This is a genomic window from Paenibacillus sp. J22R98, assembly GCF_059383835.1.
The window spans coordinates 268,017-290,573 of record NZ_JBXENW010000003.1 but is presented as its reverse complement, the minus strand read 5'-3'; the positions used below and the strand labels follow the sequence as shown (position 1 = coordinate 290,573).

The 22,557-nt window shown below is 50.4% G+C and carries 30 protein-coding genes; 5 read left to right on the top strand and 25 right to left on the bottom strand.

Features of this window, described 5'->3' with window-relative positions; all coding sequences use genetic code 11:
- Positions 1–81: 81 nt before the first annotated feature.
- The 19 genes from AC50Y3_RS11365 to AC50Y3_RS11275 all read right to left on the bottom strand — a co-directional run bounded on the left by AC50Y3_RS11365 (position 82) and on the right by AC50Y3_RS11275 (position 13,808).
- Positions 82–993 carry a polyprenyl synthetase family protein gene (locus tag AC50Y3_RS11365; RefSeq protein WP_494818868.1) on the bottom strand — a complete coding sequence of 304 codons (912 nt, stop codon included), beginning with the start codon at positions 991–993 and terminating at the stop codon, positions 82–84.
- A 2-nt stretch (positions 994–995) separates the two neighbouring features.
- Entirely contained in the window at positions 996–1,253 is a 258-nt protein-coding gene (xseB, locus tag AC50Y3_RS11360) for an exodeoxyribonuclease VII small subunit (RefSeq protein ID WP_091219218.1), read from the bottom strand.
- Between the two features lie 3 nt (positions 1,254–1,256).
- Entirely contained in the window at positions 1,257–2,609 is a 1,353-nt protein-coding gene (xseA, locus tag AC50Y3_RS11355) for an exodeoxyribonuclease VII large subunit (protein WP_494818867.1), read from the bottom strand.
- Positions 2,610–2,620: 11 nt separating this feature from the next.
- Entirely contained in the window at positions 2,621–3,481 is an 861-nt protein-coding gene (folD, locus tag AC50Y3_RS11350; protein ID WP_494818866.1) for a bifunctional methylenetetrahydrofolate dehydrogenase/methenyltetrahydrofolate cyclohydrolase FolD, read from the bottom strand.
- 134 nt (positions 3,482–3,615) lie between these two features.
- A complete protein-coding gene (gene nusB, locus AC50Y3_RS11345; protein WP_494818865.1) occupies positions 3,616–4,068 on the bottom strand; it encodes a transcription antitermination factor NusB in 453 nt (150 codons plus the stop codon).
- A gap of 105 nt (positions 4,069–4,173) precedes the next feature.
- Positions 4,174–4,404 carry a DUF2273 domain-containing protein gene (locus AC50Y3_RS11340; RefSeq protein ID WP_494818864.1) on the bottom strand — a complete coding sequence of 77 codons (231 nt, stop codon included), beginning with the start codon at positions 4,402–4,404 and terminating at the stop codon, positions 4,174–4,176.
- Between the two features lie 11 nt (positions 4,405–4,415).
- Positions 4,416–4,979: an alkaline shock response membrane anchor protein AmaP gene (gene amaP / locus AC50Y3_RS11335; protein WP_494818863.1), complete on the bottom strand. Its 564-nt coding sequence runs from the start codon at positions 4,977–4,979 to the stop codon at positions 4,416–4,418.
- Positions 4,980–5,079: 100 nt separating this feature from the next.
- The gene (locus AC50Y3_RS11330; RefSeq protein WP_090976899.1) at positions 5,080–5,487 is read right to left on the bottom strand and encodes an Asp23/Gls24 family envelope stress response protein; all 408 of its coding nucleotides are present in this window, start codon (positions 5,485–5,487) and stop codon (positions 5,080–5,082) included.
- A 139-nt stretch (positions 5,488–5,626) separates the two neighbouring features.
- Positions 5,627–6,985, bottom strand: coding sequence for an acetyl-CoA carboxylase biotin carboxylase subunit (gene accC / locus AC50Y3_RS11325; protein ID WP_494818862.1), 1,359 nt, complete (start codon positions 6,983–6,985; stop codon positions 5,627–5,629).
- A 55-nt stretch (positions 6,986–7,040) separates the two neighbouring features.
- Complete coding sequence (accB, locus tag AC50Y3_RS11320) at positions 7,041–7,532, bottom strand: acetyl-CoA carboxylase biotin carboxyl carrier protein (protein ID WP_494818861.1); 492 nt, start codon at positions 7,530–7,532, stop codon at positions 7,041–7,043.
- Between the two features lie 265 nt (positions 7,533–7,797).
- Complete coding sequence (locus AC50Y3_RS11315; protein WP_494818860.1) at positions 7,798–8,520, bottom strand: SpoIIIAH-like family protein; 723 nt, start codon at positions 8,518–8,520, stop codon at positions 7,798–7,800.
- A 36-nt stretch (positions 8,521–8,556) separates the two neighbouring features.
- The gene (gene spoIIIAG / locus AC50Y3_RS11310; RefSeq protein ID WP_494818859.1) at positions 8,557–9,192 is read right to left on the bottom strand and encodes a stage III sporulation protein AG; all 636 of its coding nucleotides are present in this window, start codon (positions 9,190–9,192) and stop codon (positions 8,557–8,559) included.
- Positions 9,193–9,210: 18 nt separating this feature from the next.
- Positions 9,211–9,915, bottom strand: coding sequence for a stage III sporulation protein AF (spoIIIAF, locus tag AC50Y3_RS11305; protein WP_494818858.1), 705 nt, complete (start codon positions 9,913–9,915; stop codon positions 9,211–9,213).
- A gap of 23 nt (positions 9,916–9,938) precedes the next feature.
- Entirely contained in the window at positions 9,939–11,219 is a 1,281-nt protein-coding gene (gene spoIIIAE / locus AC50Y3_RS11300; RefSeq protein WP_494818857.1) for a stage III sporulation protein AE, read from the bottom strand.
- A 6-nt stretch (positions 11,220–11,225) separates the two neighbouring features.
- Positions 11,226–11,621: a stage III sporulation protein AD gene (spoIIIAD, locus tag AC50Y3_RS11295; RefSeq protein ID WP_091219247.1), complete on the bottom strand. Its 396-nt coding sequence runs from the start codon at positions 11,619–11,621 to the stop codon at positions 11,226–11,228.
- A 30-nt stretch (positions 11,622–11,651) separates the two neighbouring features.
- Positions 11,652–11,855 (bottom strand): stage III sporulation protein AC, encoded by a 204-nt coding sequence (gene spoIIIAC, locus AC50Y3_RS11290; protein WP_494818856.1) that lies wholly within the window; start codon positions 11,853–11,855, stop codon positions 11,652–11,654.
- Positions 11,856–11,870: 15 nt separating this feature from the next.
- Positions 11,871–12,389, bottom strand: coding sequence for a stage III sporulation protein SpoIIIAB (gene spoIIIAB / locus AC50Y3_RS11285; RefSeq protein WP_494818855.1), 519 nt, complete (start codon positions 12,387–12,389; stop codon positions 11,871–11,873).
- Positions 12,382–13,392, bottom strand: coding sequence for a stage III sporulation protein AA (gene spoIIIAA / locus AC50Y3_RS11280; protein WP_494818854.1), 1,011 nt, complete (start codon positions 13,390–13,392; stop codon positions 12,382–12,384). The genes spoIIIAB and spoIIIAA overlap by 8 nt, the downstream gene beginning before the upstream one ends.
- A 149-nt stretch (positions 13,393–13,541) precedes the next feature.
- A complete protein-coding gene (locus AC50Y3_RS11275; RefSeq protein ID WP_210659596.1) occupies positions 13,542–13,808 on the bottom strand; it encodes a YqhV family protein in 267 nt (88 codons plus the stop codon).
- A 203-nt stretch (positions 13,809–14,011) separates the two neighbouring features.
- Between AC50Y3_RS11275 and comA the strand changes: the two genes are divergently transcribed.
- The 3 genes from comA (at position 14,012) to AC50Y3_RS11260 (ending at position 16,169) form a co-directional block, all read left to right on the top strand.
- Positions 14,012–14,851, top strand: coding sequence for a phosphosulfolactate synthase (comA, locus tag AC50Y3_RS11270; RefSeq protein ID WP_494818853.1), 840 nt, complete (start codon positions 14,012–14,014; stop codon positions 14,849–14,851).
- A gap of 30 nt (positions 14,852–14,881) precedes the next feature.
- On the top strand, positions 14,882–15,592 hold the full coding sequence (locus AC50Y3_RS11265; protein ID WP_494818852.1) for a 2-phosphosulfolactate phosphatase: 711 nt from the start codon (positions 14,882–14,884) through the stop codon (positions 15,590–15,592).
- Positions 15,593–15,707: 115 nt separating this feature from the next.
- Positions 15,708–16,169 carry a DUF441 domain-containing protein gene (locus tag AC50Y3_RS11260; RefSeq protein WP_494818851.1) on the top strand — a complete coding sequence of 154 codons (462 nt, stop codon included), beginning with the start codon at positions 15,708–15,710 and terminating at the stop codon, positions 16,167–16,169.
- Positions 16,170–16,244: 75 nt separating this feature from the next.
- Here the strand turns inward: AC50Y3_RS11260 and AC50Y3_RS11255 are convergent, their stop codons facing one another.
- The 5 genes from AC50Y3_RS11255 to AC50Y3_RS11235 all read right to left on the bottom strand — a co-directional run bounded on the left by AC50Y3_RS11255 (position 16,245) and on the right by AC50Y3_RS11235 (position 20,478).
- The gene (locus AC50Y3_RS11255) at positions 16,245–17,498 is read right to left on the bottom strand and encodes an aspartate kinase (protein WP_494818850.1); all 1,254 of its coding nucleotides are present in this window, start codon (positions 17,496–17,498) and stop codon (positions 16,245–16,247) included.
- 137 nt (positions 17,499–17,635) lie between these two features.
- The gene (gene efp, locus AC50Y3_RS11250; RefSeq protein ID WP_090976934.1) at positions 17,636–18,202 is read right to left on the bottom strand and encodes an elongation factor P; all 567 of its coding nucleotides are present in this window, start codon (positions 18,200–18,202) and stop codon (positions 17,636–17,638) included.
- 132 nt (positions 18,203–18,334) lie between these two features.
- Positions 18,335–19,411, bottom strand: coding sequence for a M24 family metallopeptidase (locus AC50Y3_RS11245; protein WP_494818849.1), 1,077 nt, complete (start codon positions 19,409–19,411; stop codon positions 18,335–18,337).
- A 4-nt stretch (positions 19,412–19,415) separates the two neighbouring features.
- Positions 19,416–19,868 (bottom strand): type II 3-dehydroquinate dehydratase, encoded by a 453-nt coding sequence (gene aroQ, locus AC50Y3_RS11240; RefSeq protein WP_494818848.1) that lies wholly within the window; start codon positions 19,866–19,868, stop codon positions 19,416–19,418.
- An 85-nt stretch (positions 19,869–19,953) separates the two neighbouring features.
- Positions 19,954–20,478 (bottom strand): YqhR family membrane protein, encoded by a 525-nt coding sequence (locus AC50Y3_RS11235; RefSeq protein WP_494818847.1) that lies wholly within the window; start codon positions 20,476–20,478, stop codon positions 19,954–19,956.
- Between the two features lie 202 nt (positions 20,479–20,680).
- Here AC50Y3_RS11235 and AC50Y3_RS11230 point away from each other — a divergent pair, with 202 nt between their 5' ends.
- Positions 20,681–21,631, top strand: a complete 951-nt coding sequence (locus AC50Y3_RS11230) for a DUF1385 domain-containing protein (RefSeq protein WP_494818846.1) — start codon at positions 20,681–20,683, stop codon at positions 21,629–21,631.
- 32 nt (positions 21,632–21,663) lie between these two features.
- Entirely contained in the window at positions 21,664–21,960 is a 297-nt protein-coding gene (locus tag AC50Y3_RS11225) for a hypothetical protein (RefSeq protein WP_494818845.1), read from the top strand.
- A gap of 71 nt (positions 21,961–22,031) precedes the next feature.
- Here AC50Y3_RS11225 and mntR read toward each other — a convergent pair whose 3' ends face one another.
- Positions 22,032–22,454, bottom strand: coding sequence for a transcriptional regulator MntR (mntR, locus tag AC50Y3_RS11220; protein WP_494818844.1), 423 nt, complete (start codon positions 22,452–22,454; stop codon positions 22,032–22,034).
- Between the last annotated feature and the right edge of the window lie 103 nt (positions 22,455–22,557).

Here is a 22,557-nt window from a genome sequence, read left to right as displayed (position 1 = left end):
GGGCAATCCCCGTTGTCCAATAAACTCCAAATGTGGCTAAATTATAACATAGAACGACGCAAAAATCCCAAGTCTCGCTTATTAATGATCCCTGCGCATTAAATAATCGGCAATCGCAAGCAAGTAATCAGGCATTGCAAGCTTCGATTCTGCAAGTGCTTGCTTCGCATCTTGGGTCAATCGCTCTACGAGTGCAAGGCTTTCATCCATCCCAATCAGATAAGGATAAGTTACCTTCTGCTGCTCCACATCACTTTGGACCGGCTTGCCGAGCTTTGATTCATCACCGATCAAATCGAGAATATCATCCTGAATTTGAAAAGCAAGACCAAGCTTTCGAGCAAATTGCTGCAGTGATTCCAGCTGTTGCTGACTTGCTCCGCCGATCCGAGCGCCGGCCAGCACAGAGAATACGATCAAATCGCTTGTTTTGTGAAGATGGATATATTCGAGCTCTTCTAGAGAAGTAACACCTTGCTCGCCCAAAATATCAGCCACTTGCCCGCCGACCATCCCGGCAGCTCCCGCCAGTTTAGCGAGGTCAGCCACAATCGCAAGAGTTGTCTCCGGCGATGCACCTAGGGCAGAAGCTTGCGTTACGGAGTAGAAAGCATGTGTGAGCAAGCCGTCACCGGCCAGAATAGCCATGGCTTCGCCGAATACTTTATGATTCGTTAGTTTGCCTCGGCGATAATCATCATTATCCATCGCAGGCAAATCATCATGAACGAGCGAATACGTGTGGATCATCTCAATCGCGCAAGCAATGGGCATCGCTTGTTTACGCGCCTTTAGATCTTGGCCAACCGCCTCGGCAGCTGTGAGTACAAGAATCGGACGAAGACGCTTACCGCCCGCTTCAAGGGAATACATCATAGCCTCACGAAGCTTCGGCGGAATATCCCAGCCCTGCGGCAATGAGGACTGCAGCGCCTCTTCGATTTCCAGAACGGAGCGTGTTAAATAATCTGCAGTAGAAACCGAAGTTTTCACTGTTATTCCCCTCTATCTTCGTTTGCTTGCGCAAACGGTTTTTTATGTAACCCATTTTCGGTTTCAATCAGAACCTCGATCTTTCGTTCCACTTGTTCAAGCTTGGAGCCGCACAAGGAAGACAGCTTCATTCCTTCTTGAAAAAGCTCGATTGCCGTTTCCAGAGGAACATCGCCGCTCTCCAGCTTACTTACGATCGACTCTAAACGCTCCATCGCCGCTTCAAAGCTCATCGCTTCTTGTTCTTTAGCTGCTGCCATCTGCTAGGCCTCCCCTTTCATTCCCCAAACGTGACATTCCAGCTGACCATCGGCCACCTTAACGTGGAGCAAATCGCCAAGCTGTACATCCGAAATTGATTTAATGAGCCTTTGATCTTTATCATCGTAAACTAAGCTATAACCCCTAGACATTACTTTAAGAGGACTCAGTGCATCCAGTTGACGGATAGAAGCCAGCAGCTGTACCCGCCGCGACTTCAAGCCTTGCTGCATGTTTGACTCTAATCGAACGGTTAGACGTTCCAATTGTTTAGCAGCCAAGGTGGCCTGCGCTCCGGGATGAACACGTGTCAAAGCATGATTCAGTGCTGCGTACCGCTCCCGGTGTTTCTCCGCGAAACGAATGGCTCGCGCCCTCAATCTCTCCTCCGTACGATCAAGCCGTTCGGCATGCTGGAGCAGATACTTACGCGGGTTCAAGAAAAGCGGCGATTTCCGCAGTCTTGCAAGCCGATCCTTGCGGTTCTGCAGCGTCATCCGAAGATTCTGCACGAGCCTGGACTCCACTTGCGCAAGTCTGGTTTTCATCTCTTGCATACTCGTAACAGCCAGCTCAGCTGCAGCTGTAGGGGTTGCGGCACGAAGATCCGCTACAAAGTCAGCAATCGTAAAATCCGTCTCGTGACCGACGGCGGATATAATGGGGATCGATGACTTCGCGATGCTTCTTGCAACAGATTCTTCATTGAAGGCCCAAAGCTCTTCCAAAGAGCCTCCGCCCCGGCCAATTATTAATACGTCAACTTCGGCTAAACGGTTCATTGTTTCAATCGCCTTCACGATCGAAGGTGCAGCGCCAGTCCCTTGAACCAGTACGGGAAAAAGCAGCACCGGCACAGAAGGGTGACGGCGCTGCAGCGTAATGATTATGTCTCTTACGGCAGCGCCGGTCGGCGACGTAATGATACCGATTGCTTTCGGAAAACGCGGAATCGGCCTTTTCCTTGCCCCATTAAAAAGCCCTTCGTCTTGAAGCTTCCGCTTTAACTGCTCATAAGCAAGATAAAGACTGCCGATTCCATCGGGCTGCATCGCTGTACAATAAAATTGATAATTGCCATCTCGTTCATAGACGGATATATTACCGCGTGCCAATACCTTGGCACCTTCCTTCGGGATGAACGGAAGTCTCTGATTATAAGAGGCAAACATAATGCATTTCAGCCGGCTGTCTTTGTCCTTCAAGGTGAAATACATATGTCCGCTGGAATGATGCGTAAAGTTTGATATTTCGCCGCGCAGCCAAACGTCGCTGAGCAGCTCGTCCGATTCCAGCTTCATCCCGATATAGCGGTTTATTTCTTTAATCGAAAGTATACGCGCCGGTTCAGCCATCTTCGGATTACTCACTCCTTGATTGCATGTTGTTGTTTTGCCGCTTTAAGCGTGTTCTGCATCAGCATAGTAATGGTCATAGGGCCAACGCCGCCAGGTACCGGAGTGATATATCCGGCTGTTTCCAAAACATCATCATAATCAACGTCTCCGGCAAGCTTGCCGTCTTCAAGGCGGTTAATACCCACATCGATTACGATTGCACCCGGCTTAACGAATTGTCGTCCGATCGCTTTGGCTTTACCGATGGCGACTACGAGAATATCGGCAGTACGTGCGATTTCCTCCATGTTCGCCGTTCTGGAATGGCAAATTGTCACAGTCGCATGCTCTCTAAGAAGCAGCATCGAAACCGGTTTACCGACAATGTTGCTACGGCCGATAACAACGGCATGTTTCCCTGCAATTGTAAGTCCTGTCCGTTTAATCATCTCTATGACGCCAGCCGGCGTACATGGCAGCAGGCTGTCATCGCCAATTACGAGATTACCTACGCTTTCAGGATGGAAGCCATCCACATCTTTAGCCGTACTGATGGCATCGATAACCGATTTCTCATCAATGTGCTTAGGAAGCGGCAACTGCACGAGGATACCATGAATGTTTGCTTGGTTGTTCAATTTATCGATAAGAGCGAGCAGCTCTTCTTGCGATGTCGCTGCATCCAGTCTATGTACTTCCGAGTAAAAGCCGAGCTGCTGGCATGCCTTCTCTTTGCTTCCCACATATACCTTGGAAGCCGGATCTTCGCCAACCAAAACTACAGCCAAGCCGGGTTTAATGTCTCTCTCGGCAAGCTTCACCGCAGCTTCCCTAATCTCCAAACGAATTGCATCTGAAATCACTTTTCCCTCAATACGTTGTGCAGACATGCAATCACTCCCAATCGTGTCTTTATTATAAATTTTCGTAAGCCCCTTAAATCCCTCATGATGGAGGGCTCTAAGGGGCTCGTACTACTCGTTATGAAGCTAAACGGCTACATGGCCATGGCGTATTCCAACCATTATGCTTTCGGCTTTAGCTCGTCCAATGCTTGAAGCAGCCGTCCCAGAACACCGTTGACAAACTTGCCGGATTCATCGGTTCCAAAATGCTTCGCAAGCTCGATGGCCTCGTTGATAATCGCCTTCGGCGGAACATCATCGCGGAACACCAGCTCGTAGCAAGCCAGACGCAATATTTGACGGTCAACGCGCGATAAACGATCTACCTGCCAGCCCGTTAAATAATGCTGCAGCATGTCGTCAATCGCGGTCTTGCGTTCAATGACACCTTGAACCATTTCACGGACATACACATCAATCCGTTCCACATCCGCCGCATCGGCCTCAATTTCATTCTCGTCGTTCACTTCGTTAACAAGCATATCTACAGCTGACGCTGCCGTAGCTTCTTCATTCATTTCCATTTGGTACAAGCTCTGTACCACAATCTCCCGCGCTAACCTACGTTTCATGGGGCCTCCTGACAATTTCGCACAGATTCGATCTACAAAATATGATCTCCTCCCTGCCCCGAACATTCATCATGCAATGTCCGGGGTACGGAGGAGACCATAGTACTATTTGAACGGCCGCCATCTCTCCATGAGCCATTCGGTTACCCGATGCCACGGAATAATAGGGCCGCTTTGCTCGTCTTTAACTTTCCCGATCGTGTAGCCGATCCAAAGCAGTAAGCCGAAAAATAACATATCCCAAAATCCAACGATAAAATAAAGTATTCCGAGAATGATACCTACTGACACACCGGCGATCCGTCCACCATAGGTTGTCCAGATTTCCTTCCACATCGGCATCACCCCTATTCTACGCGACTTTTAAAGTTCGCGGTTTGGATGATGTTAGCTACAAATACGGACACGCCCGCTACAGGAATTCCTGTAATCTCTTCCACATGGGATTTGACAGCACGTTGTATTTCTTCCGTCAATGTCGGAATAGAGCTCTCACCATCTGCAATTGCACGAAGCGAAACTTCGATACCCGCTTCACTGATTCTGATCCGCGCCTTTAAATCTTTGACACCCTTCTGACGGCTCGCTGCTTTAAGCGCTAAGTTCTCCACCGTTTCCAGCGAGATCCGAATATCACCGAATTCCGTCCGTTGGTCAATAGAAGGTGCCGAGGCGTTGCTGCGACGAAGCGATACGTAAAGGAAACGAAGGCTGATTAATAACACAATCGTGGAAACTATAATAACCGTCGCTTGCAGCCAGCGGTAATCGCCGCTGTACAAATTATGTACCAGGTTGTTCAGCCAATCTTCCGGAAACCAGTATACGCCTGCACTAAACGCGATTACGGCTACAGCGCCGATCGCGATGCTGTATAGAAACAGCAGAAGCTTGTCCAACACTCTTATCAACGAGAGTTCCTCCTCGGGGCGGACTAGATAAAACCCCCTAGCGCCGAGCGGCAAGCCCAACCACTAGGGGGTATGTCGTCATTCATTCACGCTTGATCCGTTATTTGACTCGCAGTTGGATCTCTTCTTCTTCCGGCTTCTCAACCGTTTTGAAATGAACGTCATGAATATGAACATTCACTTCAACGACATGCAAGCCAGTCATCATCTCGATGGAACGTTTGACGTTGTTTTGGATGTCTGCCGCAATTTCCGGAATCCTGTGACCATATTCTACAATGATGGACACATCGACTGCCGCCTCGCGTTGACCTACCTCAACTTTAACGCCCTTGGACAAATTTTTACGGCCCAATAGCTCAGCGATGCCCCCGGCAAAACCGCCGCTCATGCCTGCCACGCCACGAACCTCAATTGTCGCAAGTCCTGCAATCACTTCAATGACTTCGGGTGCGATTTGAATAGTGCCCATGTCTGTTTTCTCATAGTCCGCTGCCAGCGTACTCATGGTTATCCTACACCTCCCGTAAAGTAGCTTGCTACCGATCGAAAAACCGATAGCTTATCCGCTTCTTATTCCTATACTATAGCATTCTGAGGGAAATATGACAAACCGCTCCGCTTGAGTTTACCGCCATAATAGACGATTATTCCTCTGGATTGTTGACGTCGTTTTCCTCTAAGAACTTGATGTCGAAATTCCCTTTGAGAAACTTTGGATGATTAAGCAGCTTCATATGGAATGGAATCGTCGTACGAATACCGTCGATTGCAAACTCCGCAAGCGCTCGTTTCATCCTGGAAATTGCATCCTCACGCGTTGCTCCCCATACGATCAGCTTCGCGATCATGGAGTCGTAATGAGGTGAAATGGTATAGCCTGGATAAGCGCCGCTGTCTACGCGAACGCCCAAGCCGCCTGGCGGCAGATAGAACTGGATTTGACCCGGCGAAGGCATGAAGCCGCGTTCGGAATCCTCGGCATTGATCCGACATTCAATCGACCAGCCGTTAATCTTCAGTTCTTCTTGTTTGATCGATAACGGATTGCCTTCTGCAACGGAAATCATCTCTTTAATCAAGTCTACGCCGGTAATCATTTCCGTTACCGGATGCTCAACTTGAATACGAGTGTTCATCTCCATGAAGTAGAAATTACCATCCGGACCAAGCAGGAACTCGAGCGTTCCGGCACCTGAATATTGTACTGCCAGTGCGGCACGTACTGCCGCTTGACCCATACGTTCCCGCATAGCAGGACTCAGTACCGGACATGGCGCTTCTTCCACGAGCTTCTGACGACGGCGTTGTACCGAGCAATCGCGTTCAAACAAATGAACGGCATTGCCATGCTTGTCAGCCATAATTTGAATTTCGACATGCTTCATGCCTGTCAAATATTTCTCCAAATAGACGCCTGAATTACCGAATGCTTTCTGAGCTTCGTTCTGTGCTGTCGAGATTTGGGAAATCAGTGTTTCTTCATCTTCCGCGATCCGGATGCCTTTGCCGCCGCCGCCCGCAGTCGCTTTAATAATAACCGGATAACCGATTTCGCGCGCAACGCGTATCGCATCGTCCATATCTTCGACAAGTCCGTCGGAGCCCGGAATAATCGGCACATCCGCTTCCTTCATCGTTTTCTTCGCTACTGCTTTATCGCCCATCTTGCTGATGGCTTGAGGAGAAGGTCCGATAAACGTCACATTGCAGGATTCGCAAATTTCCGCGAAATCCGCATTCTCCGCCAAGAAACCATAGCCGGGATGAATAGCATCACAGTCCGTTAAGGTTGCAACGCTCATAATATTAGTTAAATTGAGATAGCTGTCTTTGGAAGCAACGGGACCGATGCAATAAGCCTCGTCCGCCAAACGGACATGCAGCGATTCACGGTCTGCCTCGGAGTAGACGGCAACGGTTTGAATGCCGAGCTCGCGGCAAGCGCGAATAATACGTACGGCAATTTCTCCCCGATTGGCAATCAAAATTTTATTGAATTTCACGGTAAAAGCTCCTCTCGTGCGCATTGTATCTAGGTGTCACCTTAGCTTTGTTCTGCTACTCCGGTTTAACCAAGAACAATGGCTGCCCGAACTCAACCAGCTGGCCATTCTCAACGAGAATTTCCACGATCTCGCCGCGAACTTCCGCTTCCAGCTCATTCATCAGCTTCATCGCTTCAAGAATACATACGATCGACTTCTCGTTGATACGGTCACCTACGTTTACGAAAGGTCCTTTCTCAGGCGACGATGCACGGTAGAAAGTACCGACCATCGGAGAGAGGATTTGGTGATAGTTCTCTTCTTTAGCTGCAGGTGCTTGCGGAGCTGCCGGAGCACCGCCAGGCATACCTTGCGCCGGTTGAACTTGTGGCTGGTAAGACTGCGTATATGTAGGAACGAGAGACGCAGCTTGTACATTCACCACTTCCGCTTTGCCGGGCTTGCGGATCATCAGGCGGGCGCCATCGTTTTCAATTTCAAGTTCGTGTACGGAAGTCCCATCAACCAGCTTGATCAATTCTTTAATCTCGCTCAGCTTAAACATCGTTTCACTCCTATAAGTTTTTGCGCCTCATGCAAGAAGACGCTGCGTGATTGCATTGCTGCCTGCTGCTCTACTGCATGCATCAGCCTGCTTCTACTGTGTGAGGTTGTAAGCACCCTGCAAAAAGGTGACATTTACCAAACCTGCACATACCGAAACCATTATAGCACAAACCGCGCGGAACACGAACCCATTTTTTATACATCCCTGATGGGAAAAAGCCCCATTGCCGCTAACTTTGGCATCGGGGCCTTCCGCATTTGCCTTACTTCACGTACTGAATGGTGACTTGCTCCGGCGAAACACCGAGCTCTGTAATGACCATCGTAAGGATGCTGTCCGCTTGGCTTTTCTCTAATTTGTCGCTTTGTACAACGACTTTATAGCGATCTCCGTCCGGATAAACAGCTGCATTATTGAATTGCTTCACCAGTTCTTCTTCAAGTCCTGTGATCTTAGAGCTCTTGTCTTCAAGCAGATTCAGCTGTTCGACGGCCGAACCGGCTGCTTTGTCATCTTGCTTCGTATCTGAGATTGTGCCATACAGTTTATTATACTCATCGTATAATTTCTGATCACGTTTCTCCTGCATTTGGCTGAATACGCTAGCGCTGAAGCCGCCTGCCTCTCCGAGTTGACGGAGCACCTCTTGATCTTCCGCATTACCGGCTGCCGTTGCCGCAGAATCTGCTGCCGTTCCTTGATCCTTCGCGTCAGCCGCATTCGAATTTGCTGCATTTGAATCTGTTGCATTCGGATCCGTTGCATTCGCGTTTGTCCCGTCTGTTACGTCCGAAACTGTAATTCCATCATCATTCGCCGACGTGCCGGATGCCTCGGTCGCATCCCCTTTCACCTGTTCTTGCTGCGTGCCGTCTGTTGCGACCGGCGATGGATTCACATCTTCTGTAAACAAGTAGTAGGCCGATAATATAACCATCAAGCTCAGCATGGATACCAGCCAAATCGTTTGCCTTTTGTTGTTCATGAACGAACAGCCTCCCTTTTCATTGTCCAATTGGTATTATTGATGCTTGCGTGGAACGACCGAAATTCGATTAATCGCGACATTGAGCCCTTTCTCCACCGCGTCTATAATTAAACGTCTTACCACGCCGTTCTCCGCGCCTTTAGCCACTATGAGCACACCGCGGATCTTCGGCTGGATCCGTTTGACGATAATCGGAGCCGTATCTCCATTCGTGTTGTAGAGCACGACTTTGCCTTCTTTGGTGATGGAAGTAATGCTGCGTTTGCCGCCATTCTTATCGACTTCATTCGTAATTTGCTGCGATTCCTTCTCGTCGATATGGACCGTTACCTCTTCCGTCGAATCGACGGTCACGAGTACATCGACCAAGCCGACACCGACGATTTTCTCTAAAATATCTTTGAGCCTCGCCTCAAGCGGCTGCTCGATGCCGTCAAAGGAAGAATGCTCGGATGAATTATTGCCGAGGAACGCTTCTTCAGTTGGCGGAGAACCGGAAGCAGCTTGGTCTGCAGTTGGCACTTTCTGATAGGACAGAAAAGAGTTGACCACCATAAGCCCTATTCCGATTAAGCCGATAATGAGCAGCCAGCGCAGCGTCCTGACTCGCCTAGGTCCGCCTTGCCCTTTGCCGATGGTTGTCTCTAACCCACTCAGCCAATTGGCCAACGTCGTTCTCCCCTTTCATTAGTACGCCGCATCCGAGTCTGCATTCTGTACGTTCACCTCAACGAATCGAGGCGCCACGCCCCACCCTAATCGAAGGACATCTTTCACCGCATTGGCCACTGCATCCGGTGCTTCTTTCACGGCCGTTTCCGTATCGCCCTGGACTGTCGAGTCCGGCTGCACGGTAACATCAACGGCTTGGACCTCATCGACGCTCTTCGTTTGATCAGACTGCTCAGCTTCGGCTACAGCCTGCTCTTCGGGCGGCAGCAGCGACACGGTAACGCCTGCAATTTGAGCGGATTGGCCGTCTTTGTTCAATTCGAGCTTGACCTGGACTGCCGCTGCATGAAGCCCCGCGTTCTCTGCCAGTTCTGCCTTCATCGCTTCCTCCAGCTTCTGCTCGGTCAATGCTGTCGCTGCCGACTGCTGCTTGCGCTGCAGATCCTTGGCATTTTGCTGGATATCTTCAAGTGTCGGCATGTGAAAATGTTCGGTTTTCGAACTGTTAACCCAATTCTCCACCTGCGCGTCAAGCTTAGCGTTAAAATCACCCTGCAGCACTCTGATGATTGGTGTCAGAATCGTCAGCAGAATAATCAAACCCGCTACAAGTCTGACATAACGCTGCATCGCTTTGTTCGGCAGCAGGAGGTCGATGAACCCCGCGAGCAGCACAACCGCGATTATTTGCTGCAGCCAAACCGCCAGCCAGCTCATCATGTTGAATGCCACCGCCTAACTTTTTACCGAATCATGATTGCTGCATTGCCTGCTGTCAGGACGATGGTGATGGCCAGGAAGAACATGAGTCCGACAGCGGCAAGCGCGGCAAACACATAAATCAGCGTTTTGCCAATGGTTTGCAGACAGCTCACGATAGGACTATCGCCAAGCGGCTGCATGATGGCAGCTGAAACATTGTAAATGAGTGCAAGCGTAATGATTTTGATCGCAGGAAACGCACAGAGGAACAAAATAATGACTACACCTGCTAGACCAATTGCATTCTTCACAAGCAGTGATGCCGACATGACCGTATCCGCTGCATCCGAGAAGGTTCGTCCGATAACAGGGACGAAATTTCCCGTAATAAACTTCGCGGTCCGCATTGTAACGCCATCCGTCACTGACCCGGTAGCACCCTGCACGGAGATGACCCCAAGGAACACCGTGAGCATGACACCCAGTAAACCGACGCTGAAGTTACGAAGTACATTCGCCAGCTGCGTCACCTTGAACTTATCCGATACCGCACTCGCGATATGCAAGACAGCTGAGAAGAACAGCAGCGGGAAGACGAAGGTGTAGATAACCGTGCCGACCGCGTTAATCATGAAGATGATCAACGGGTGAAGCACCGAGACCGTTACAACGCTGCCCATTGTGGCCAGAAGCGTCAGCAGCAGCGGCACCATCGCGAGCATGAACTGGATCATACCGGTGATGGCATCCTTCGCGTAGCCAATCGCGACGTTAAAGCTGTTCACTGCCAGAACGATCATGACCATGTAGGTAATGCTGTATGCTACTTTGCTGACCGTATTGCGTTCGAAGGCAGTTTGCATCGTCTCCAGCATCATGCTGAACACGGTGAGAATGACAATCGTGACCAGCAGTTTGCCGTTATACAAGATCTCGTGCAGGATATACTTGAGCAATCCGGCAAGCACCGTAGTCAGCTTCAGGCCTTCACCGCCAGGCATGATCATTTCGGCGAAGCTTGGCACATCGTTATCCGGGAAGAACCCCCCATATTCAGACACCAGCTTGTTCCAATACTTCTCTACGTCCTCCGTGTTGATTTCCTTGACCTGATCTCCGGCCAAGTTCTTATTCACCGAGGCTGCATTATCGTTCAGAGAAGGGTCGTCCGCTTCAGGCCCAGCTGTCGGTTCGACTATAGCGGCTGTATTGTGACTGCCGGTTTGTGTATCCGCAAATGCGGCGATTGGCAGAATCGTCAGCAGCCCCAGCAAGAGCACGGCTTGCAGCACCGCGAAGCGGATGGTCCAGTGCCGCCGCATAATGCTTCAACTCCCCACCGGCAGAAGGCCGAGTACTGTTTCTACAATGACGCTGATGATTGGGACGGCCAGCACAAGAATGAGTATTTTTCCGGCAAATTCAATCTTGGAGGCGATGCTTTCCTGACCGGCGTCACGTACAATCTGAGAACCGAACTCCGCAATGTAGGCAATTCCGATGATTTTCAGAATGGTCTTCAGGTAGATGGACGGGATGCCGGAACGATCGGCGAGCTGTTCCAGCACCGTGATGACCGCTTCGATTTTGCCGATAACAAACAAGAAAATGAAGAGCCCCGTAAATGCTGCCAGCAGGAAACCGAACATCGGCTTCTGTTCGCGTACGACGAGGACGAGCACCGTCGCGACTAACCCCAGTCCGACGATTTGGATGATTTCCAAGTTCCGTTCACCCGCCTTGCCCCAGTAGCGTCATTGAAACAGGAAGATCGTTTTGATTTCTTGAAACAGATCATTCAAGAGACTCACGACCATAAAAAGGACGACGACAAAGCCGATCAGCGTCACCCAATGCGCCATATCTTCTTTGTTCATCTGCTTGAGTACGGTATGGATCATCGCCGTGATAATGCCGATTCCGGCAATTTGAAAGATGGCGCTCACATCAATGTTCATTCTTTCGGCACCCCGCTACAAAATCAAAATGACGACTAGCGCGGCTGTGAGAACTCCGAGGCTCTTCCACATTTTCGAAAACCGCGCACTATCGTGCCGTGCCGCTTCTTCCTCCGACTGCAGCTGCTGCATCGCAAGCTTCAGGTTCTTGATCTGATCCTCCCTGTCGCTTATGCCAAGCGCAGAGCCGAGTCGAATCAGCGCAGCCTGCTCTGGCTGCCGCATGGCCGTATGCGGCCAAAATGCGTTCGCGGCCCCTTCCCAGCTTTCGCGGAAGGTCAGCTCACCTGCTTGCTCGAGCCGTCTGTTTACGTCAAGGAGCAACGATGCTACCGGTTCAGGCAAGTAAGCTGCGCAGCGGCTGATGGCTTCCGGAAGCGGCGTATATCCATAGCCGATTTCGGTCTCAAGCCGTTGTAAAGCGTAGATGAGCTGCCTGATCTGAATCGGCCTCGAAGCATAGCGCGATGCCTGGAGGAAGCCAATCATGGTGCCGGCGAACAAGATTAACGCAGCGCCGATAAGCTTAACCATGGCGATCGCCCCCATTCCAGACAGTAGGCTCTCTTGCCGTCGGCGCCCTTCCGGCCGCCGCAGCCGGGAGCACCCGGCTCATCAGGCTTCCACCGTTGCGCCGAAGCTCCACGCATTGTTGGAAGGCTCCGGCAGCGAGCAATCTGCCAAGCACCGGTCGGCCTCTTGCATCCTCCAAGTCCTTGGCATGTGCTGTCGCGATGACCGTAACGCCGGCATGGCTCGCGTCCAGAATGGCATCGCCATCCTCTTCTCGGCCAATTTCATCGACGATCATGATCTCCGGCGACATCGAACGAAGCATCATCATCATCCCCTCTGCTTTAGGACATGCATCCATCACATCGGTTCGAGGGCCAACATTAAAGGTGGGGACACCTCTGACACAAGCGGCAATTTCAGAACGTTCATCTACAATGCCGACCTTGCGTCCGGGCCAGTCCATCGCGGCAGGATGTCCCCAAGAACCACTGCTGACCGCCCTTGCCAGATCGCGGACCAACGTCGTCTTTCCTTGCTGAGGCGGTGCGATCACGAGCGTTGACTGCAAGGACCGTCTCTGATGATCCAGCAGCTTCGGCAGCAGCGAGGAAGCGGCGCCGATGACTTCTCTTGCAATCCGCACGTTAAACGCAGCAATATCACGGATGCCGCGAACTTGTCCGTGCTCCAGCACCGTGCGCCCAGCCAGTCCAATTCGATGGCCGCCGGCGACTGTAATGTAGCCGCGACGCAGTTCTTCTTCCATCGCATAAAGCGAATGATTCGTCACTCGTTCAAGCAGCTTGCGGCATGTCTCCGGAGAAGGCTTGTACGCATTCTCCGGATTCGGCAGCAGGACACCTTGCGCGGAGACGAACCAGAAGGCTAGTCCGGTGCTGATTTCAAGCGGTCTGTTCTCTCGGATGCGAATCTCTTCAACGGCGTCCTTCAGCCGCTCCGGTATTCGTCCGAGCACCTCTGTAAGCTCGGAAGGCAGCAAGTGCTGCACTTTTTTTAGCATCCGGCATCCCTCCCGGCTCTTCGTTTCTACTAGATTGATAGAGTGAGTGATGAGTGATTGTCCATCTTTGTATCCCATTCTATTCCGCAGAGCCGCGTAATATGACTAGATTCACTGCGTCCTTGATCGTCGCGGAAGGCGCTGCTCGTTCATTTCTTGAGAACACCGATCAGAATGCAAGCGACGCCGCAAACGATCCAAAGCATTTTGCCAAAGGATAATTTATCTGATAGACCAACGAGGCCGATCATCGTCGTCGAAATAAGCACGAACGGTCCGACGAGTGCAAGTGACGAATTCACAACGAGCGCTTTATCGATTTGATTCAGGCGCAGCATCAGCAGTGCGGCCATAATCTCCAGCGAGCCGGAGAACATGCGGATCGATGCCATACTAAGCACGATTTTGTTAAGCATCTCTATCGCCTCTTTCCCTAGTGAACATGAGCGCGCAGCACGTATTGCTAGAACGCCCGGCTCTTCTACAGCCTATGCAGGCCTGTCTCTCTTTCATTCTCACAACTTTGGCAAAATACGAGTAGGAGGCACTTTCCCCTCGCACACGCTCTGGGCTCCCTGCATATATTGCTGTGGAAAAGAAACGATTGCGAGGAGATATCATGAGATCTATTTCACAGGCTACTTGGCCTTCGGCTTTAAACGATCCAAGCGGCCAGCGTGAGGTCGCCCAACAAGCGCACCGGACTTCCGGACGCGGCAAAACCATGGTCATTGACAAAGGACTCGGACGTCATGCGTTCTCTGATCTGCTCGAAACATCAGCAGGTTACATCGATTGTATTAAGCTCGGATTCGGGACTGCTCCCCTCTATCCGACCGATCTCCTCTTGAGCAAAATCGAGCTGGCCAAACGGTGCGGACTTACGATCATGCCCGGCGGCACGCTGCTTGAGACGGCCGTTCAACAGGATGTCGTGCCTGCTTTCTTCCGCACAGTATGCCGACTCGGATTTAATGGGATCGAAGTATCGGACGGCACCATCGAGCTGAGCCGCAAGCTCCGTACAGAGCTCATTAAAGAAGGCCTTAACAATGGTCTGAATGTCGTCACTGAATATGGTAAGAAATTGTCCGGTTCCCTTGTAGATGCCAATGAATTAGTTGTAACTGCCGAGGCAGACTGGCAGGCAGGCGCCTCATTGGTCACGATTGAAGCAAGAGAATCGGGGATGGACGTGGGCTTATTCGATCGCAACGGCGATTGCTCCCAAAGCGTGCTGGAAGCTGTCAGCCATTCCTTAGGCGATATTTCTCGCATCATGTGGGAAACGCCCTTGAAGCAGCAGCAGGTTCTGCTTCTGCAAACCTTCGGCCCGGAAGTGAATTTAGGCAATATTCAACCTACGGAAGTGATGGCGCTGGAAACGATGCGCCGCGGACTCCGCTCAGATACGTTCCATTTCGGCGCTCGCGTTGAGCCGTTTATTTATATGATTTAAGGAAGCATGGGAAGGGATGTTGTTTCACGTATGCATATCGAAGTCATTTCCAACGTCAACGAAGCGCAATCCGAACGCTTTACGCATCGGACGGCTATCGTCATTGATGTGCTGCGCGCTACGAGTACGATCGTTGCTGCGTTGGAAGCCGGAGCTGCCGGCATAGTCCCTGTCGAAACCGTTCTTGAAGCGAGAGCGCTGCAAAGCGGCGGCAATTTGATCGCGGGGGAACGCTTCTGCCGCAAAATTCCCGGCTTTGATCTGGGAAACTCCCCGGAGGAGTTCACAGCTGACAACGTACTCGGCCGCCGGATCGTATTAACGACAACGAATGGCACGCGTGCCATTCATAAAGCGATGCGAGCCGATCATGTGCTTGTCGGTTCCCTCAATAATGCGGCAGCCTGCGCGCGTACGGCGCTGGAGCTGCGCCGCGATATCGTGCTGCTGTGCGCCGGCAGCCACGATGAATTCGCTCTCGAGGACGGCTTATGCGCGGGCTTGCTCATAAGCGAGCTTCAGCTGCTCAGCCTCGCTCCGCTTGAGATGAACGATATTGGCTCCGCGATGCTGGGCCTGTATAGAAGTGCTGAGAGCACGATCCATGAGCTGCTTCAGACCAGCACGACAGGTAAAAGGCTGAACAAGAATGGCAGCGGACGCGATATTGAACGCTGCAGCCAAGTGAACATTAGCGGGATCGTGCCGAGGATGCAAGGCGATATGCTCGTACAGAGCTGAGCTTTGCCGACAGGTGTCATGACATAACCGGGAGGCTTGTTCCATACAATGGGGTATGGGCGCCTGCGCGTGAGGCGCGAAGGCGGTGACATACGAATTGAAGGAGTCAACAAGCATGAGCGGGGAAGTAGTTCTTGTTCTTCTGATTGTGATCGGCTTAATCGGCCGTTCGCCGATTATTTCAACGGCAGCCTGCGTGCTGCTGATCGTCAAGCTCGTCCATTTGGAGCGTTTTCTCCCTACGATCGAACGCAGAGGACTCGAGCTAGGTTTGTTATTTCTGACGTTCAGCGTTCTCGTTCCATTTGCATCCGAGCGAATCAGCTCCAAGGATATGTTGAATGTCATCACCTCCTGGCCCGGTATACTGGCGCTGACCGGCGGCGCGATCGCCACTTACGTGAATGGAAAAGGCCTCGAAATGCTAAAGTTTGATCCCCAGCTCATCGTCGGCCTTGTCGTGGGATCTATCATTGGCATTGTGTTTCTGCGCGGCATTCCGGTTGGTCCGCTTATGGCTGCCGGGATTACGGCAATCTTGTTTAAGCTATTCAGCTTTATCGCCGAACGATTCTAAGCACTTAATCAGAAAACAAAAAGGACAGAAGCGCTCAATCGCGCTGCTGTCCTTTTTTCTATTGGTTGTATGAAATTAACGTCTGTCTTGTGGTCCGCCAACGAATACTTGCTCCGCCGTGTCCAATCCGTAAGCGGTATGAAGCGCACGGATAACATCATGAACCGTATCGGCCGCGATTACAACCGATAGACGAATCTCGGAAGTCGAAACCAGTTTGATGCTGATGCCGAGCTCGTAGATCGCCGCGAACATTTTCGCTGCAACCCCCGGATTGCTGACCATGCCTGCGCCAACGATAGACACTTTAACGAGGTCAACTTCGGAGTTCACTTCACGGTATGGCACTTCGCTGCGGATGCGCTCTACGACTGCGATTGCTTTATCTTTATCGTTCAGGGAAACCGTGAACGCAAAGTCTGCTTTGCCGTCTTGGGTCCCGCTTTGAACGATGATATCGACGTCGATGCCGCTAGAAGCAAGCGCGCCGAACACTTTTGCAAGTACGCCCGGAATATCTTCTACACCCAGAATACTGATTCGTGCTACGTTTTTGTCATAGGCGATGCCGCGAACGACCATCCCTTGTTCCATGACCGCTTCCTCCTTCACACTCGTGCCTTCATTTTGCGTAAAGCTAGAACGAACTACAAGACGTACATTATAATTTTTCGCATATTCTACCGCTCGTGGATGAAGGACTGCTGCCCCTAAGTTCGCGAGCTCAAGCATTTCGTCATAGGAAATCTCATCCAATTTACGAGCACATTTGACTACGCGCGGATCTGTGGAGTAGATACCGTCCACATCCGTGTAGATTTCACAGACGTCCGCTTTAATGGCAGCAGCCAGCGCCACAGCCGTTGTGTCGGAGCCTCCGCGGCCCAGTGTCGTGATTTCGCCTTCAGAAGTGGAACCCTGGAAGCCTGCAACAATAACCGTGTACCCATTGTCCAATGCAGCAAAAATACGATCCGGCTTGATATCCGTAATCCGTGCTTTCGCATGTACCGCTTCTGTCTCGATTCCTGCTTGCCAACCTGTGAATGACATGGCCTTATGCCCAATTGCATCAATGGCCATCGAAAGCAGCGCAACCGATATTTGTTCGCCTACCGTCAGCAGCATATCCATTTCGCGTGCGGGCGGGTTCGCGTTAAGCAGCTTGGATTGATCGATTAGATCGTCGGTTGTATCTCCCATAGCGGAGACGACTACTACAACCTTATGACCGGCTTCCTTATAATCGGCGATTCGCCTTGCAACCCGTTGCATCCGCTCTGTTGAGCCGACGGAGCTGCCGCCGAACTTCATTACTATCAACGACACTTCTGATCCACTCCCAACGCAGTTCTAAGTGTAAAGTCTAAAGTTCTTCATAAAACAAGATTATAGCATATATGCGTAAGTTTGAATATGACAAAAAAGCCGTACGGCACGATGTCCGGACGGCTTTGCTGCTGGTTCTATTGCTCTTTAGCACGGGAGATATATTTGCCGTCGCGTGTATCGATCAGCAGTACATCGCCTTCGTTAATGAATAGAGGAACTTGAACGTTAAGGCCTGTTTCACAAGTTGCGTTCTTCGTAGCGCCTTGTGCTGTGTTGCCTTTAACGCCTGGCTCAGTTTCAGTTACTTTCAGGTCAACCGTGTTCGGCAATTGGATACCGATGATTTCTGTATTGTAGCTGGAGATGTTAACGGTCATGTTTTCTTTCAGGAAGTTAATTTCCCATTCCAGCTGCTTTTTATCAAGCGTGAATTGGTCATAAGTTTCGTTGTCCATGAAAGAATACTCGGAACCGGAGTTGTACAGGTATTGAACCGCACGGTTCTCGATGTTTGCTTTACCGATGTTCTCGCCTGCGCGGAACGTTCTTTCAACTGTGTTACCGTTTCTAAGGTTTTTCAGCTTCGAGCGAACGAATGCTGCGCCTTTACCCGGTTTAACGTGTTGAAAATCAATAACGGTGAAGATATCGCCTTCTACCTCAACGGTTAGGCCTGTTTTAAAATCATTAACTGAAATCACTGCATTTCCTCCTGTAATAGGAGCGTTTGACGGAGTCAAACCCTCTCCTTGATTGGTAATAGGGAGTTTGACGGAGTCAAACTCTCACTTTAAATGGTAATAGGGTGTTTGAGACCCCTTCTTTTATAAAACTCACGCCAAAGTGAACAATGTCTTCGGTGATGAGGTTAATAACGCATTTCCGTCAGCGGTGATGACGATATCGTCTTCGATCCGGACTCCGCCAAAACCGGGAATGTAAATGCCCGGCTCTACCGTAACGGTCATGCCCGGTTCAAGCACGGTTGTTCCGCCCACCGACAAACGCGGCGACTCGTGAATTTCCATGCCAAAGCCGTGACCTGTACCATGTCCGAATTTGTCGCCGTAGCCATGACGCGTAATAATGTCGCGCGCCAGCGCATCTGCTTCACGTCCGGTCATGCCCGGTTTAATGCCTGCCAATGCAGCAAGCTGTGCTTCTAATACAATGTCATAAATCTCACGATGGCGATCTGTAGGCTGCCCTACAACGATCGTTCTCGTTAAATCGGAGCAATAACCGTTATATAAAGCGCCAAAATCAAGCTTCACAAACTCATTATTGCCAATAACCCGATCACTTGCAACTCCATGCGGCAGTGCGGAACGTTCTCCGGAAGCTACAATCGTATCAAATGACGACGATGTTGCGCCTCTGCTGCGCATAAACATCTCCATCTCAAGCGCTACCTCGCGTTCCCGCAGACCCGGCTTGATAAAACCAAGAATATGCTTGAACGTTTCATCTGCAAGCGCACAAGATTCGCGTATTACCGCTAGCTCCGCTTCATCCTTGAACAATCGCAGATCTTCGATAACACCGGAAGCCGGAGTTAATTCGATGGCAGTGCCAAGCGCTTCGTTCCAAGCGGTGTAGCTGCTGAATACGACGTGATCCTGTTCAAAAGCAAGCTTGCGAACTCCCGCAGAAGCGGCCAGATCTCTTACCGTTTCAATCCACTTCGGTCCATGCTCAACAACCGTAAAGTTCGGTGCTTGCTGCGGGGCCTGTGTCATATAACGGAAATCGGTCAACAGCCAACTGTCCGCAGCGGTGATGAGCAGCACGCCTGATGAGCCTGTAAATCCACTTATGTACCGACGGTTAACGGCACTCGTTACGAGAATCGCATCCACCTGCAGGGCAGGGAGCTTGTCGCGTAAACCGGCTAATCGTTTAGATGTCATGGAATCACCCTTTTTCATTATGCTGCTGTAAATGTTGAATCAGTGCGTTTAGGCCAAGTACATAGCTCTGTGCACCGAAACCGGCGATTTGACCGATGGCCACAGGCGCAATGACCGAAACATGGCGGAAAGCTTCGCGTTTATGAATATTCGAGATATGCACCTCTACTACAGGCAAGCCTACGCCGCCAATCGCATCGCGAATCGCATAGCTGTAATGTGTAAAGGCTCCCGGATTCATTACGATTCCATCCGCTTGGCCATAGGCTTCATGAATGCGATCGATAATCGCTCCCTCATGATTCGACTGAAAGAACGAAACTTCCACTCCAAGCGAATCCGCGGTTTCCTTCACGAGCGCTTCGATGGCTTGAAGCGACATCGAGCCGTAAACACCGGGTTCCCGGATGCCGAGCATGTTTAAATTCGGCCCATTTAGTACGAGTATTCTGGTCATGGAGAGTCCTCCCGGCGCATAGATCATTAGCCATTCTATCACAAAGACCCACCCTTTGAGAAGAGCTCTCCAGACCCGTGTGTTTCTAGAGTGCGCCAGCCGGCTCTCTGGACGCTTCGTCGGTAAATTCGAAGGCAATTGTAAAGCCGATAAACAGTCCCCATAGGGTGAAGAAACAGCCTTCTGTAATTAACGTATCGTAGCCGATTTTATTGACGGGATCCATCATCCGCATGACCGGACCGATCGTCATGAAAAGCAGGAGCCACCAGACTAAGCCGTAGATTAGCCCGGCCCATGGACCTTGTAACCTTCCCAGCAGCAGCTTATAAATAAAAGCAGCCACTATCGAGAACACGATAAACGCTAAGATGCCTACAAAATGTCCCCATCCTGTCTTGATGAAGGACTGTTGGAAGAAAGGCTCAATGAGAAACCCCGGCGTTACCTTGGTAAATTTGATCGCGAAAAGCAACCAGTGCAGCAAGCCCCATATTAAGCCTGCATAGAAACCTAATTTTAAACAATAACGAAACGAGTTTGTATGCGCCTTACCGTTGTAATCGCTTGGACTGTTATGCTTTCTGCGTTCTGACTTTACTTTCCGCATCTGTCGTGTGCCTCCTATAATTGGCTTGATCAAGCGAGTGATTGACATTAGTATGCGCAATCGTTTCTGCCGCAAATCGGAACATTCGGCATTTCAGGGAATCGATGCTACTCGCAATCAGTACGCGAATCAAGTACAATAAGGAGAGAATTCGAAATTATTCATAGACGCAAATGTCAAACTAAAGGATGGTGATTCGCCCTTGTCTCAGAGCACGCAAAATATTTATGGCGGACAAGCCGTCATTGAAGGGGTTATGTTTGCAGGAAGACATGCGAATGTGACTGCGGTTCGTCGGAAGAATAATGAAATTATTTTCTATGAGGTACCTCGTACGACAAAACCTTGGATTCAGAAGCTCAAAAAAATACCGTTGCTCCGCGGCGTGGTCGCAATTCTAGAATCAAGCGCCAAAGGATCACAGCATTTAAACTTCTCGATGGAATCGTATGCGGAAGATGAGCTTGACGAGGCCAAAGACGGAGACAAGCCCGCAACCAAGGAGAAAAGCGGCTGGAGCCTCAGCATGATTGTCGGGGTTGCGATCGCGGGGATACTATCCTTCGTATTCGGTAAATTAATTTTCACACTTGTACCTGCACTTCTCGAACAGTTGCTCTTCGAACATGCTTTCGAGAATATAATAGTACACAACCTTATTGAAGGTTTTATCAAAATCTTACTGCTGCTCTCTTATTTATATTTCATCTCGCTCACACCGATCATTAAACGATTGTTCCAGTATCACGGCGCCGAGCATAAAGTAATAAGCGCTTACGAAGCCGGAGCGGAGCTCACGGTTTCCAATGTACAACGATTCACACGCTTGCATTACCGCTGCGGAAGCAGTTTCATCGTGTTCTCCGTATTGGTCGGCGTGATCGTATATTCGTTCTTCCATTGGGATTCGTTATGGGAACGAATTTATATTCGCATCTTGTTGTTGCCTGTAGTACTCGGTGCATCTTACGAAGCCCTTCGTTTCACGAACGCGCTGCGTGATCTGCCCGTACTTCGTTTCCTTGGTTACCCGGGGCTGTGGCTTCAGAAGCTTACGACGAAAGAGCCTACCGATGAGCAAGTAGCCGTATCGATCGCTTCTTTCAATCGTATGCTGGAGCTGGACGGTCAAGTAGCCAAAACGCAAGCCTAATAGTCAAGATATGGGAAGGAAGGGTGAAGGTCATGCCTCGTAAAATGAGCCTTCTGTCAGTCATCATCCTAGCGCTTGTCGTCATCGGTATCATTAGCCAAACGATAAGTAATCCCTACCAGCTTATCATCCCGGTCGCCGTATTCGGTGCTATCTACCTGCTCTACAAATTCCCTCCGGGCGCCGCAAGAGCAAAAGCAAAGCCGCGGTATAAGACCGGAGCGCGAAAAGACCAGCCGCAGGCAAGCAAGAGTAAAACTCGCAAGAATATGCCGTTTCGTGTGATCGAAGGCGGCAAGGATGATGACAATTTACCTAAATATCACTAAGCAGCATCAACTATAAAGGGGCATCCCTAAGCGCCATGGCAACCATGACGTTTGGAGATGCCCCTTTTGTTCTACTCGTTATTCAGATCAGCGTGTACGGCCTTGAAATCTTCCATGCGCGAAGGATCCCGACGGAAAAATTCCACAAGCGTTTCGATGCAGGTAATCGAATCCCAGCTTAAGTGATGCTCGATCCCTTCCACATCTTTATAGATGTTCTCGTCTTGTACCCCTATAAGTGTCAGGAACGTTTCGAGCAAATGATGCCGCTCCACGAGACGTTTGCCCATTTTCTTCCCTTTATTGGTCAGCACTAGGCCGCGGTACTTCTCATAGATCAGATAGCTGTCTTTATCCAGCTTCTGAATCATTTTCGTTACAGATGATGGATGAACCTCAAGTCCCTCCGCAATATCGGAGACCCGCGCGTATCCTTTTTCATCGATTAATTTATAAATTCGTTCTAAATAATCCTCCATACTCGGAGTAGGCATTCCACTTTCCTCCATTCACCGTCATCCCGTACGTTAGGACCATCCTCGCATTACTCTTAGTATCATACACCGCCCGCCATACGCGCCGCAACCTGCCGCACTT